The sequence below is a fragment of the Bradyrhizobium sp. 63_E2_N1_3 genome, from assembly GCF_052076005.1.
GTDB lineage: Bacteria > Pseudomonadota > Alphaproteobacteria > Rhizobiales > Xanthobacteraceae > Bradyrhizobium > Bradyrhizobium barranii.
In genome coordinates this window covers 6071478-6084789 of sequence record NZ_CP197235.1, presented here as the reverse complement: position 1 = coordinate 6084789, position 13312 = coordinate 6071478, and the positions used below count along the sequence as shown (strand labels likewise).

Annotated in this window: 11 protein-coding genes; 9 read left to right on the top strand and 2 right to left on the bottom strand. The window is 57.9% G+C overall.

Annotated elements, in window-relative coordinates:
• Positions 1 to 115: 115 nt before the first annotated feature.
• On the bottom strand, positions 116 to 766 hold the full coding sequence (locus AB7531_RS29270; RefSeq protein WP_063986507.1) for an FMN-dependent NADH-azoreductase: 651 nt from the start codon (positions 764 to 766) through the stop codon (positions 116 to 118).
• A gap of 203 nt (positions 767 to 969) precedes the next feature.
• Between AB7531_RS29270 and pdxR the strand changes: the two genes are divergently transcribed.
• From pdxR to AB7531_RS29255, 3 genes are all read left to right on the top strand, one after another.
• The gene (gene pdxR, locus AB7531_RS29265) at positions 970 to 2391 is read left to right on the top strand and encodes a MocR-like pyridoxine biosynthesis transcription factor PdxR (protein ID WP_063986506.1); all 1422 of its coding nucleotides are present in this window, start codon (positions 970 to 972) and stop codon (positions 2389 to 2391) included.
• Positions 2392 to 2518: 127 nt separating this feature from the next.
• Positions 2519 to 2974 (top strand): carboxymuconolactone decarboxylase family protein, encoded by a 456-nt coding sequence (locus AB7531_RS29260; protein WP_441280202.1) that lies wholly within the window; start codon positions 2519 to 2521, stop codon positions 2972 to 2974.
• Between the two features lie 108 nt (positions 2975 to 3082).
• Positions 3083 to 3403, top strand: a complete 321-nt coding sequence (locus tag AB7531_RS29255; RefSeq protein ID WP_063984222.1) for a DMT family transporter — start codon at positions 3083 to 3085, stop codon at positions 3401 to 3403.
• A gap of 210 nt (positions 3404 to 3613) precedes the next feature.
• On the opposite strand, the gene AB7531_RS29250 is transcribed toward AB7531_RS29255, so the two are convergent.
• On the bottom strand, positions 3614 to 4843 hold the full coding sequence (locus AB7531_RS29250; protein WP_063984221.1) for a cupin domain-containing protein: 1230 nt from the start codon (positions 4841 to 4843) through the stop codon (positions 3614 to 3616).
• Positions 4844 to 5115: 272 nt separating this feature from the next.
• Here AB7531_RS29250 and AB7531_RS29245 point away from each other — a divergent pair, with 272 nt between their 5' ends.
• The 6 genes from AB7531_RS29245 to AB7531_RS29220 all read left to right on the top strand — a co-directional run bounded on the left by AB7531_RS29245 (position 5116) and on the right by AB7531_RS29220 (position 13285).
• Positions 5116 to 5385 carry a hypothetical protein gene (locus tag AB7531_RS29245; RefSeq protein ID WP_063984220.1) on the top strand — a complete coding sequence of 90 codons (270 nt, stop codon included), beginning with the start codon at positions 5116 to 5118 and terminating at the stop codon, positions 5383 to 5385.
• A gap of 195 nt (positions 5386 to 5580) precedes the next feature.
• Positions 5581 to 6711: a L,D-transpeptidase family protein gene (locus AB7531_RS29240; protein ID WP_231144531.1), complete on the top strand. Its 1131-nt coding sequence runs from the start codon at positions 5581 to 5583 to the stop codon at positions 6709 to 6711.
• A gap of 943 nt (positions 6712 to 7654) precedes the next feature.
• Positions 7655 to 8059 carry a nuclear transport factor 2 family protein gene (locus AB7531_RS29235; protein ID WP_084795216.1) on the top strand — a complete coding sequence of 135 codons (405 nt, stop codon included), beginning with the start codon at positions 7655 to 7657 and terminating at the stop codon, positions 8057 to 8059.
• A 1318-nt stretch (positions 8060 to 9377) separates the two neighbouring features.
• Positions 9378 to 9527, top strand: coding sequence for a DUF1127 domain-containing protein (locus tag AB7531_RS29230; protein ID WP_231144533.1), 150 nt, complete (start codon positions 9378 to 9380; stop codon positions 9525 to 9527).
• A 994-nt stretch (positions 9528 to 10521) separates the two neighbouring features.
• Positions 10522 to 11598, top strand: a complete 1077-nt coding sequence (locus AB7531_RS29225; protein WP_063984217.1) for a hypothetical protein — start codon at positions 10522 to 10524, stop codon at positions 11596 to 11598.
• Positions 11599 to 12022: 424 nt separating this feature from the next.
• On the top strand, positions 12023 to 13285 hold the full coding sequence (locus AB7531_RS29220; RefSeq protein ID WP_063984216.1) for a patatin-like phospholipase family protein: 1263 nt from the start codon (positions 12023 to 12025) through the stop codon (positions 13283 to 13285).
• Positions 13286 to 13312: the final 27 nt, after the last annotated feature.

The window sequence follows — 13312 nt, the reverse complement described above, 5'->3', positions numbered from 1 at the left end:
GGAATCCCGCGAGGTGCAGGCGTCCCCCAGCTTCCGCGCGAAGCGGCAGCGTCTGCTCAGGGCCAGGAACGGACGTATCGGTGGCCGAACTGAGCGCGGGAAGGCCGTTGCGCGTTCATACAGCTTGCTGAAACACCCCCGTTGAATTGGGCGCGAAACGGAGGAAGAACCTCTGCATTGCCTGATCCGCCTTGGTTCGGGCTGCGACCAATGCATCAGGACCAAGCGCCGATCCTTCAACGGAGAAGAACGTCAAATCATGCAGCCCGATGGTGCCGAGGATAGCTTTTAGATACGGCGTGAGAAAATCGGGCTGATGCGCGCGATCGCCGGAAAATCTTCCGCCCGAGGACACTGCGACAAAAACCGGGCGGTCGCGCAACGCCCCCAGTTTTCCTTGGGCAGTCACGTCGAACGTTCGACGGACTCGAACGACGTGATCTATCCACGCTTTGAGAGCGGCAGGCACGGTGAAGTTGTGCATTGGAGTTGCGATGACGACGAAGTCCGCGCTCTCCAGTTCCTGGATCAGTTCTTCGGACCGGGACATGGAACCCTCGACAAACATTTCCAGGTACGATCGCTCGGTCGCGCCAAGAGCAGTTGCGTAGCTTTCATCGATATCGGGGACGCCGCTGATCGGTCGGATTATGACGGTTGCCGTCGGCTCGCTATCCAGCAAGTAGCCGACGATTTTCTGAGATAGCCTGTAACTCTCCGAGGCTTGCCCGCGGGGGCTGCAAGTCAAATGCAGTATTTTCGTCATCTGCTTTCCAATCTCTGCTGTCCGAACTCTGATCATCAGCAAAGAGCAATTTCGGCCTGCATCCAAGGACCATGAATGAGCTTTGCGACTGGTCCATGATTTGCCGGCGCAGGCTTGACCGCTGCAGCGTGCGAGGAGTGGAGACCAATCCGAACCGTTATGGCATAGTGGGTTTTTCGTTCATCGAAAGATCGGATCGGGCCATGCCTGCCGCGAATCCCCGAAAGCTCCCGCCGCTTGATCCGAAGGCGGCAGCACCGTTCTACCGGCAGATTTACGATCGGTTTCGCGACGCTATCGCCACTGGAATGTTGAAGCCTGGTGACCGCATTCCGTCGGCACGGGCGTTGACCAAGGAATTGGGGCTGGCCAGAGGTACCATCGACACGGCTTATTCCTTGCTGGCCGCTGAAGGGTATGTCGAGGCGCGCGGGCAGGCAGGAACCATTGTAAGCCCAGACCTTACGCCGCGAATATCCATTGCGAACCCGACGCCGCGAGCGGATCCCCGGATGGATGCAGTCAGTTTTCGTCCGGATTCCATCCTGCCATTCCAGATGGGTTTGCCCGCCCTGGATGCGTTTCCCCGGAAGATCTGGGCACGCCTTGGCGCGCGCAGTGCGCGGGCCATGCAGCCTTCCGATATGATCCATCCCCCTGTGTCCGGCTTGCCTTCGCTGCGTGCTGAAATCGCGAGATATCTCCAGGTTTCGCGTGGGATAAACTGCTCCCCATCTCAGGTGTTCGTGACCTCGGGATACCGCCAAACCGTGGAGCTAATCGGTCATGCCCTGCTGAAGGCGGGTGATCGCGTCTGGCTCGAAGACCCGGGATATCCGCCCACGCGAGAAATTTTCGAATATATGCATATCGAAGGCATCTCGGTGCCGGTCGATGCGGAAGGCATGGTCGTTTCTGATGCCATCAAGCTCGCGTCCCGGGCGCGCGCAGCGGTGGTCACGCCTGCGCATCAGAGCCCGCTCTGCATGTCCCTGTCGTTACCTCGGCGTCTGGCGCTGTTGGACTGGGCCGCGCGAAACAAGGCATGGATCATCGAAGACGACTACGATGGCGAATACCGCTATGTCAGCCGCCCCCTCCCTGCATTGAAAAGCCTCGATCGTGACGGGCGGGTGCTCTATGCGGGTACCTTCAGCAAGGTACTTTTTCCAGGCATGCGGCTGGCCTATCTCGTCGTGCCGGAAGCGCAGGTCGAGCGGTTTGAGGAGGTCACCGAAAGCCTTTCAACTGGCTCTCCGGGGCTTACGCAAACTATCGTCACTTCATTCATCGCCGAAGGACATTTTGCGCGCCATATCCAGCGGATGCGGAGGCTCTATGCCGAGCGCCGCGCGGCAACCGCGGCGGGGCTGGAAAGCGTGCTGGGAAAAAATGTGCGAATAGATTTACAGCCGGGGGGCATGCACCTGATCTTGCGTCTGCGAGGCAACCGTTCAGATCGCCGGCTCGCTGCGAGCATGCGGGAACAAGGCCTGTACGCGGAGGCACTTACGGATTGGACGAGGCGCAATGATGGGGCTTCCGCCCTTCTTTTAAACTTCACGAATATCGCCTCGCGGCGCACGGCCGAAAATTTCGGACGGCGCATTTTGGGATTGATGTGACTGAAGCTCGAGCGTGATCTGCCGGATTATGGAAATCATGGTCCAGCTACAAACGCGTATCATGGACCTTCTTGAATAGGCCAAGATGCGAAACGATGGAATCCTTCAACCAGATGAGGATTCAATCATGAACAAGCGCATCGATTACGCCAAGGCTTCACCGGAAGGCTTCAAGGCCTTTGGAGGGGTCTACGTCTATCTTCAAAAAAGCGGCCTTTCAAAGCAACTTGTCGATCTCGTCTATCTGCGGGTTTCGCAGATCAACGGCTGTGCCTACTGCATCGATATGCACTCCCGCGACCTGCTCAAGTCTGGTGTCGCCACGGACAAGCTCGTGCTGGTGCCTGTGTGGCGAGACGCGGGGGAAGTCTTTAGTGAGCGCGAACGCTCTGCGCTGGCCTGGACCGAAACCGTGACGAGGGTGGCCGAAACCGGCGTTCCCGATGCCGACTACGAGGCCGCCGCCGGCGAATTCAGCGACAAGGAACTCGCTGACCTCACCTATGCCATCGGCCTGATGAGCGCGTTCAATCGATTGGGAATTTCGTTCCGCTCGATTCCCGCTGCCGCCAGTAAGGCTTGAGGCGCTCATCAGCAAACGCGGCGCGCATGGAAATTGGTCCATGCGCGTCCAGCCCCTTACAAGCAGCCCGGCCGTAACGCCCGGTGACCAGCGAATGGATTGACCCACATGGCATGGATGATATTGGCCTCCGCCGGCCTTCTCGAGATCGGATTCGCCTTCGGTATGAAGTGGTCCGCAGGCTTCACGCTGCTGATACCCGCGCTGTTTACGGCTGCCACCGGTTTGTCGAGTGTCTTTCTTCTCTCGCTGGCGCTCCGCACACTTCCCGTAGGAACGGGGTACGCGGTCTGGACCGGTATCGGTGCCGCGGGTACCGCCGTTCTGGGTATCGCAGTGCTGGGCGACTCTGCGTCGCCTGCGCGGATACTTTGCATTGCTTTGATTGTGGCCGGCGTGATTGGACTAAAGCTTGTCTCTGCAAACTGAGGATGCCACTGACGCTCGGGTGCCCGTTTCGGCCTGACCGTTTGATGCTAAGGCGGATCCGGCGACCACCAACGCAGGGCGGCCCAGGTCAGAACGTTCATGGCGTTCTCCTTCTGCAGCCGGAGATGGCGCAATCTTGCCGGCGGTCCGCCAGCGGCCTGCCCACCGGGCGCCGGACGAGTGCGCCGCGATTCACTCCGACTTGGGCGGTTATTCCGGCACGACCAGAGCCTTGTTCGTGCGCAGCGCGCTCATCACCTTCGGATCGAGTTTGAGATGGGCTTGCACCAGTCCCGGCGGTGTTGCCGCCATCCAGGTATCGAGAGAGAAATCGATAAAGCGGTCACTCTTGAACGTCTCGAGAAATCGAAAGTTGGTCGAGCCGGTATTCTCGAGATAGTGGCCCATCGCCACCGGGACGTAACCAACGTCGCCGGCCTGCAGATCAAATGTGCGCGCCTGCCCCTGGCCGGCAAACACACCCATGCGCGCCTGTCCCTCGATGACGTAAAGCCACTCGTCTCCGTTAGGGTGCCAGTGCACCTCGCGCAATCCGCCAGGTTCGAGTTCAACCAGGGCCGCTGCGGTCGTGGTGCTGATTGGAAACAAACGGGAATCGGTGATCCGCACCGTTCCGCCCTTCGTCTTGATGGGCACCTGCTCCATCATCCGCCACGTGTAGCTCGTCTCCGACGCCTTTGCGCCCGATATGGCTTCCGATCCGAGCGGCCCCGGCAACGGAGCCAGGAAAATATAGCGCTCGCTTTCATCGGGGGTGTGGCCGAACAGCGAGGCAGGCACTCCGAAATTCTTGCCCAGCACATCGGCCGGTATGTGCTTGAACCAGTCGTTGAGCAGGAAGGTGTTGTCTTCGTCGAAATCGCCATCGTCGAACACGAGAAGGAATTCGCAGCCGTCGGGGCCGAGGCCCTGGATCGAGTGCGGGGTTCCGCCCGGGAAGAACCAGAGATCTCCGACGCCGACGTCATCGACGAAATAGCGCCCCTCGGAATCGACCGCCGTCACGCGAGCCTTGCCATAGAGCATGTAGGCCCATTCTGACGCCTTATGCCAATGCAGCTCACGCACACCGCCCGCGTTCAGGCGCATATTCACGCCGGCCATGGACTTGGCAATGCCCAGCTCACGTTGCGTGACCTGGCGGGTCCAGCCGCCCGGCTCAAGCCGCATATGGGCGTCCGAGAACGAGAAGCGCAGGTTCGGCAAGGTACCATGATCGGTCGACGGCGGAACCAGCAGATCCGGGTTCTGCCGATCCCGCATGAGATTGCGCGGACCGGGATCGGTGCCGCCGTGACCCGGTCGCTGTGGCTGAGGAATCGCGCCGTCCGCGGTTTGCGCGTGCGCCAGCCCAACGCTCGTTAGAAGACCTCCGGTAGCGGTCGCTGCCAACATATGGCGACGAGAAATGGAATCCATGCTCGGCTCTCCCATGATTCCAGGCTACAATGCTTCTGCGCACGACACCTGCGCCTGACGTCTCCGAGCGTCGTCCGTTGGAAGCGATTCACACTATCAAAGCAGTACACTTCGATATTTCTCGTTAGCACGAGTTCCAGTGGCTTCCGGCAGGGCGAGCGCTAACATTGGCACTGTCGGCCTCGATGCTTCGATAACCGTATCGGTTTTCGAACCAGGCCGTGAACCCATACCCCCGCTGCGATCGACGAAAGACCCGGGATCACGATGCGGTGCTCTATGCTCGTGCGGGTGCCATCCACGATGCCTTTAGCGGACAGTTTGCTGACTTCACTAAGGACGGCGAGGACAACAAAACGCTGTTCGCAAAGACCGGAAAATTGCCGATGCCGGTCTTGGCTATCGGTGGCGATCACTCCGTCGGCACATTGATGAACTCCGACTTGGCCGATGTCGCGAGCGCCGCCAAGAATGCTGTCATAACCAATGCGGGCTTTTTGCCTAATTGTCTCCGGAACTGCTTGAGGTCAGCTTTGGGTTAAAAGAAGTCCTCGGCTGAACCGATCGGGCAGGTCAGCTATGGGCCAGAAGCGGACGACGAGACCGAGCGTCTTGGCATCCCCAAGGCCAACGATAAGCTCGAACTTCTCCGGTGGCTGCGTCCATCTGGGCTTGCCTTACGAACCCACTGACTACACGCTACCCAAATGAGCAGATTCCACGCCCGAGGTAAGGTCATGATCGGCGCCACGGCACTCCGTGCGCTTGTGCTGACTGCAGCTTTTTTCGCGGCGTTGTCGCCGGCCACCTGCCTTGGCGAAAACAGCAACCGCTTGCCGGCCAAGGCTACAAAGGAGCTACCACCCGAGTTGCTCTCGCTGCTCCGACAAAAGAAGATGCCAAAATACTCGCCTATCCTTGTGCGCGTCTTCAAGCAAGAGGCGGAGCTCGAAGTCTGGAAACAGGACACCACCGGCCTCTTCAAAATCCTCAAGGTGTACCCGATCTGTCGGTGGTCGGGGGATCTCGGGCCGAAACTGAAGGAGGGTGACCGTCAGGCTCCAGAGGGGTTCTATACGATTACTCCCGAGCTGATGAATCCCAACTCCGATTACCATCTCGCGATCAACGTCGGCTTTCCCAACAGCTTCGACAAGGCAAACAATCGCGACGGCAGCTTACTCATGATCCATGGCGACTGCTCATCGAGCGGTTGCTATGCCATGACCGACGAACAGATAAGCGAGATCTATTCGCTAGCGCGGGACTCCCTCGGCGGCCGACCGTCCTTTCAGGTCCAGGCTTATCCATTCCGCCTGACGCCGGCAAACCTGGCGCAGCATCGAAATAGCCCGAACCTCTCCTTCTGGAAAATGCTCAAAGTCGGCAACGATCACTTCGAGACGACGCATCTCGAACCTAAGGTGGACGTGTGCAATCGACGCTATGTGTTCGATGCGCAAGCTCCACCAAATTCGCCGTATCCTCTCGTGTTCAGTCCCACCGATAAATGCCCCGCGTTTGTCGTGGATTCCAAAATTGCGCGGCGGGCGCTTGAGAAGCAACGTACCGACGAACTCGAATTCGCGCGATTGCTCAATGACAACGTGCCGGCAGCCCCGATCTATAGCGGACTGGACGGCGGAATGAACGAGGCTTTTCTAGCAAAGTATCTGGTCAGAGTGACGCTTGCGAAAGTGATGCCGTATGCATCTTATCTGCCGCAACTGCCGCCAATCCCCTGGGTCACCAACGATGGGTCGTTGACGAGTAGATGGTTTGGCACCTCGTTCTCGAAGCCGATTGCATGTGATCTGGCTCGTTCCAGCTTCCTGTCGACCGTCGTGGAAGGAGACGACGGGTGCTAGAGCGCCCGGTCTACTTCAGGCTTGCATCCAGAGTCAGCTGCCGGGTCACTGCCAGACCTCGCCAATGCTTTCTCAAGGTCTGAATACGCCCGGAAGCGGAGTGCGATGAAGCGCTGCGCGAGTCGGCTCGGGCTAGGTGTGGACCCATGCGTCTCAGCTAAGAGCGAGTTATTCGATCAACTCGTCGGCGCGGGTGAGCAATTTCGGTGGGACGCCTTCGCGTAAATTAAGATTACGAAGTGCACTCGCGCGTTAACTGCTTTCCATCCCGCTGCCACTGCGAGGTTAAGGCGGCCACTCGGCGAATGCTCGGGTGCAGGTCTGCTATAGGTCATTCGCGTCATTTTTGGCCTGTTTGCCGGATGTCTGCTTCTCCCCTGACAGCAGCGGAATGGCACACATCCACCAACCGCTGCTTGGGGCCAATAGGCGACATCGCCGATCAGCCTTTTGCATTCAATGACCTCGTCGTTTCCATCAACACCTGACGGGCAGGTGAGCTTAACCACCCAGAATCGGTCAAGTGCATTGCCCCTTCGGTGCAAACTGTCTTCTGGCGAGAGATGGGCGTCAACGGTAACATTGCGCACACTGTTGGAGCGGGGAGAGACGAATGATCTCTGCTTGTTGGCTTGCCGTTTGGATCGCGTGCTTCGGCTTAGGAATGGCCGTGGTCTTCCGGACGGGGCTTGGTATTGAACGTTGGTCTCCCGCTCTCGGCTTGGCCTATCTCGTAATCATTGGCCCTTCAGTTCCAATCGTAGCTTGGTTGGCCGCGGATCAGATCGTAACTGTAGAGCAGGCCAGTTGCGCGGAGTTGGACCCAGCAGCGGATCGGCTGAACGGCATGTCGCCATCCGAATTCCGCGTGCGCTGTATCGCAACCCAAGACAATTCGGGTTGGCTTGCTCGTCGCAGAACATGAAAGCTCTGGAGACAAATCATGCCGGAAGCGCTTGAAGTCGAGATATCTGCCTTCTTCAACAAATACATGCAGACATTCACCACCTGGGATGGTGATCAAATCGCCAAACTCTACTGCGCTCCCTGCATCACCATGCGGGGTGACGGGTCGATACATTGTTTTCAGTCACGTGACGAGATTGCGCGGTTTTTCCAAGGAGTGGCCGACACCTACCGACGCGAAGGGGCCGAAAGTGGAACTCTGCACGATGTAGTGGCTGTTCCTATAGGCGAACGCAGTGCTCTCGGAACTGTAACGTGGAAAAACCTCCGACCGGATGGAAGCGTCACAAGGCAATGGCGGCAGTCGTACAACCTTGTTCGCTCCCCCGACGGCTGGCGCATCCTTGCTACGACATTTCACCTAAGCGGGGTACCGAGCTAGTGATTTCCGCTTTGGGTCAAAAGCTGCGGTCAGCCCAACCATCGTGTGACTTCCGCTTTCCCGTAGACAGCCGACATCGCGACGCCTCTTGCGCTGGTCAGCTGGCGTGATTCTGCTCAACCAAAAGCGGTCATGTGTCGATCTCGGTTCTGAAGATGAATGGAGCTCGATGAGATGTTTCGCATTTTATGGCACAGGTAACCCTTGCGCGCCGGTTTCGCCGAGCGCACTCTTGCAGAGCGCTTTCACAAGAACTACGGAGGGTGCGATCATGCCACGGGTCAAGCAAGCTTCGAAGCAGAAGCGCACAGCCAAAGCCGCCACCGTGAAGGTGCTAGGTGCGGCCGGACTGGGTCTTTCGCTGGCGAGTAGCGCATCCGCATCCACGATGCCCGCTACCGGTATCCCGCAATCCAACACCTCGCCAAATCAGCGCTTCTTTCTTGGCGAAGAGGAAATGGCCGACGTCAGTCTGGCCACGTTCCATCTTTTCGATAGAGAAAACTTTGGCGGCGGCGTGCAGCTAGCGCGGGGGTGCGGTGGTTGCGGGTGCGGCCATGGTGGCGGGGGGTGCGGCGGCGGCCGAGGTTGCGGCGGCGGGTTTGTTGGCGGCCGAGGTTGCGGTGGCGGCGGGTTTGTTGGCGGCCGAGGTTGCGGTGGTGGTGGGTTTGTTGGCATCCGAGGTTGCGGTGGTGGCGGGCTTGTTGGCATTCGAGGTTGCGGTGGTAGCGGGTTCGTTGGCATCCGAGGTTGCGGTGGCTTCCGTGGTTGCCGTGGCTTCCGTGGTTGCGGTTGCGGCGGCTGCGGGTTCAGCATCGGATTCTATGACGACATCGGGTTCGATGACTGGGGGTATGGTGGCTGGGGGTTCGGTGGTTGCGCGGGTTGCTGCGGATCCTGGGGAGCGTGCCGCTTGTGCTAAGTCCCACCAAGGACTCTGCTAAGCTGCGATCAGCCTCTCGCTGGTTACGAGTTTAAGGTCGACTTCGGGTCAAAATGCGAAGAACTCAGAGCGAGCAAATCCAGTCCGCACCGCCTCGCTAAGCGGACCTCCTTGAGCGGTGTCGTCACTTCGCTGATGGGCCAACATCGGACTTCCCAAGAATACATGACGCAAAGTGATTGCCAGCCGAAGCCGGGGCATCTCCGTTCCTTGGGCCAGAGATGCTACCTGCTGCTGACAGTATGCTGTCAGTAGCACAGCGATACAGTCCTCCCGAACTTATAGGGGGAGATAAAGCTGTGAAGTTTGCTTCAACACGCCTGATCTCCGCTGATATCAAGGCTCTCCTCAACCTCTACGAGGTTTGGGCCAGCGTTGGCGCGACCCTTCATCTCTGATCTCTGGCGGCAGCGTTATCGCGATCGCCGGGAGCTCGCACGCTGGACCGAGCCCGACCTGCACGATATCGGCGTCTCCCGGAGCGACATCGCGCACGAACTCGAAAAGCCGTTTTGGCGGGCCTAGCGACTGCAGCCGCGCCGGTACCGGGTTAAGGGGATTCGAGGTTTAGCCGCCCCCATAAGGTGCTGCCTGCACGTTCCCGAACCTGTTGAAGTTGTTCTCCGGATTATACCCGGAGTCGCGCAGGTTCTTGATGTACATGTCGCGGTCGTTGGAATTACCTGGGCCCACAGCATATGGGCTCAGCCGCCTCGACCCCTCGCTCGGCGACGGCGCAGGCGACGCGCGGCCATGATGGGTCCTCTGTGCGGCCAAAGCGCCAGAAGTAGAAATTGCGAGAATAGCAACGATGACAAGAATGCTTTTGGCCATAGATCAGCTCTTCGATAATCCACGGGACTGGCATGACCGGCACTCATCGGCCATGGTCGAGGGATGATTGCCATACCGTACCAGGGGCTCGCCCTGGCACCCGTACCTCCGCCCTTCCGCCCAAGCAGGCGGCGCAAGCGCGGCAATCGCCAGTAGTCTGTTCTTTTCGTGGCTGGCGGTTTCTGATCACTATACGATGGGGACGACCGCTCTGTCTGGCAACACGAGGTCCTTCAAACTAGCGCGAGGACCGGTCGAGCCTAAGCCCAATGCCTGCGCGGCGAACGGGTGGTCCGGTCTGGGTCAAAAGGCGACCTTCGGGCGCGGCTGATTTAGGTCCGTTCAACCCTCAACAGTGGACATCGGAACACTGCCGCCGCAGGTCCGAAAAGTGCCATAAGCTGCCATTGAAGACGAAGGCACATTTTTTCTCGATCCTGACCGGCATTCTTCCCGATGTCCTAAAGTCTATCTTGGTTGAAAAGACACGAGAGGCAGCGAAATGCTACCGGCACCAATCACTTATTGCTTCTACCGTTGTCGCGGACTCTGCCTTCAGACTTGGATCGTCGCGACTTTCGCAATCATGATGGCCTCCGCTCCACTGCAAGCCTCAACAGCACCAAAAACGTCAGCGTGCGGATACCTCGCTGGTCTAATTGATAAGGCACCGCCATCAGGGCCGTTGTTCCTGCCCAGCTATCCGACCGTCGAATCGGGGCCTCTGCATGGCGCCGCCTACCTCTATGACAATGCGGTAGCCGCCATCGCGTTGGTCGGTTGCGGTGAGCAAGACAAAGCGTATCGGATTGGCTCGGCGCTTCTCTGGGCCATCGACAACGACCGCACCTGGCATGATGGACGGCTCCGGAACGCTTACGCCGCGGGCGTGGTGGGGAATGGCCCCGTCAAACTTCCGGGGTGGTGGGACAATACTCAGAACAAATGGTTAGAGGATCGATATCAGGTGGGCAGCGATGTTGGTAACATGGCATGGGCCATGTTGGCGTTGCTGTCGCTTGATGATGTGAACGCCGGCTCTCGGTCCCGCGATGGTGCAGCACGGCTTGGCGCCTGGGTCGCGCAATGGGCCGATACGCGCGGTACTGGCGGTTTCACGGGTGGTACGTTTGGGCACGAACCGACGCCGGAAGTGCGGACGTGGAAATCGACTGAACATAATACTGACCTCGCCGCCGCGTTTGGCCTTCTTGCGATCCGTACAGGGGATTCGCGCTGGCGCGATAAGGCAACGGTCGCTGAGTACTTCGTAAATACGATGTGGGATCCGGCATGCGCCTGTTTCGCCGCAGGTACCGCTGAAGACGGTGTCACGCACAATCCGATTTTGGCTCTCGATGCTCAGGTCTGGCCTTTAATAGCGCTCCACGGAGCGGTCGAGAAATTTGCATCGGCAATTACGACCGCCGAACAGCGAATGAGTGTCGATGAGGGCTTTTCTTACGGTGAAGACCGAGACGGTGTGTGGACCGAAGGAACGGGCCAAATGGCTCTCTTGATGAAATTGCTCGGCAGGACTGGGAGGGCAGACTCGTTGATCGCTGTAGTCGAATCCCAGAGGTCGCCGGATGGTGGGTTCTATGCCACAACTGCCCGCGAGTTGCCGACCGGGTTCGTGTTGGACACCGATCCGACCAAACCGCGGCTCTATTTCCGATTGTCACATCTTGGCGCAGCTTCGTGGGCTGCCCTCGCGGAACGTGGGTTCAATCCCTTTACGGTGACAAAAGGACTCCCGTAGTTGAGTCGCGGTGCTTCTCGTCCGTTTCGGTCTGTTTTGATTTCGATATGTCCGTTCCGGGTCACAAGCCGACATCTGAGCAAAGACTACAAAGCGTCCGCTTTGGGCCAATAACGGAAGTCGCGATTGGACAACAGGTCCGCGGCCATGGGCGGCTATAAGTATCGTACGTGAAGTGGTTCACAAATGGACGGTTCAGACCGCGATAGGCTAAGCAGGCTCTTCGTGCGCCAGTGGGATCAGCAGATTCGAGATCGAATATCGACGTCCACCGCTCCGTCGCACGTATCGTATTTCGCAATGCTGGCTCTATGAACTGTCAGATTTGGTTCGATGGCATTCTGTGCGGCCGAGAGCCCAAGAATGACCAATTCTTCACGCAATTCAGAAAGTTGATTGGAGAATAAGCCACACGAAAAATCAGATGGAGGATCTGATGGTAAAGAGAGCGATTGCGCTCGGCGGAGGCGGTCCGGCAGCAGGATTGCACATCGGGGTTCTGGAAGCCCTTGCCAACGCAGATATAGAGTTTGAGGTGTGGGCTTTGTCCTGCATCGGCGCCTGGGTTGGGATCGTCTACAATCAGTTTGATGGAGTTGAAAACAAAGCCAGGGCGGAAAAGACCTATCAATTCTTCAAGAATGGCGTGTTTCGAGACGACGAAGGCTATAAGCGCTTCCCCATAAACACCGTGTTTGGTCCGGATTGGGCAGGAAGCATGAGCAGGGCTCTGACCAGCTTCGTCATGGATCCCAAGAACTATCTGCATTTATGGGACCCATCGACCATGGTGAATGCCTTCAGGGATTCTATGTCGCTCTGGTTCCCTCAACAGAAGTTCACGATCCCGGACGACGGAGACATCAACAGATGGATCCTTAATCAGGTCCTGGCACCCAATCCCTTCGTTCGCTATCTCACGTCAATGATGTACTTGTCCCATGTCACTGGCCTCTCCAAGATCAACTATCCGAATAGCCAGTTCATGAAGAGCATAAAGTTCGAAGCGCTCAAAGAGCCTGGAAAGCCCGTCATATTTCACAACGCCTGGAATCTTGATGACCATAAGCTCGCGTTGTTTTCCAACAGACCAATGATCCAGCAAGCCGACAAGAAAGAGTACAAAGGGCCAATTAGCGCGTCCAGCCTATGTGCGTGCTCAGCTCTTCCCTTCATCGAAGAAACAGTTGAGATCGACGGAGTTACGTACTGCGAAGGAGCGCTGATCGACACGGTCAACTTCGAGAGCTTGCTCGAGGAGCACCGTGATCTGGACGAAATATGGGTGAGCAGGATCGTCGATTCGAAGCAGGTCCGCAAACCGAAAGACCTTCATGATGCCCTGGCGAATCTTTGCCAATTATTCGCAGCGACCGTTGGCGAAGATGACGTCAGGATCTTCAAATATCACGTGCAGTACGACGAACCCAAATGGGAAGGCATAATCGTCGAGATCCAGGTGCCGGGGCACATCAATTTCAAATGGAATCACAGCAACCTCTATAACGGGCGAGTGTTGGGAAGAGCTGCTGCGGAACAAGCAATCAAGAGGTATCACGCACATGCAGACCTCGACCCGCATGATGGGCCACACTTCATAAATGAGCATCCAGAGAAGAACGACAAGGAGGGATGGCAAAAGGTGAAAGATACGTATCGTAAATGCCAAGAGCGAGCGGATGCCTAGTGCCAAAGGCAAGTAGCTCTGCGACCG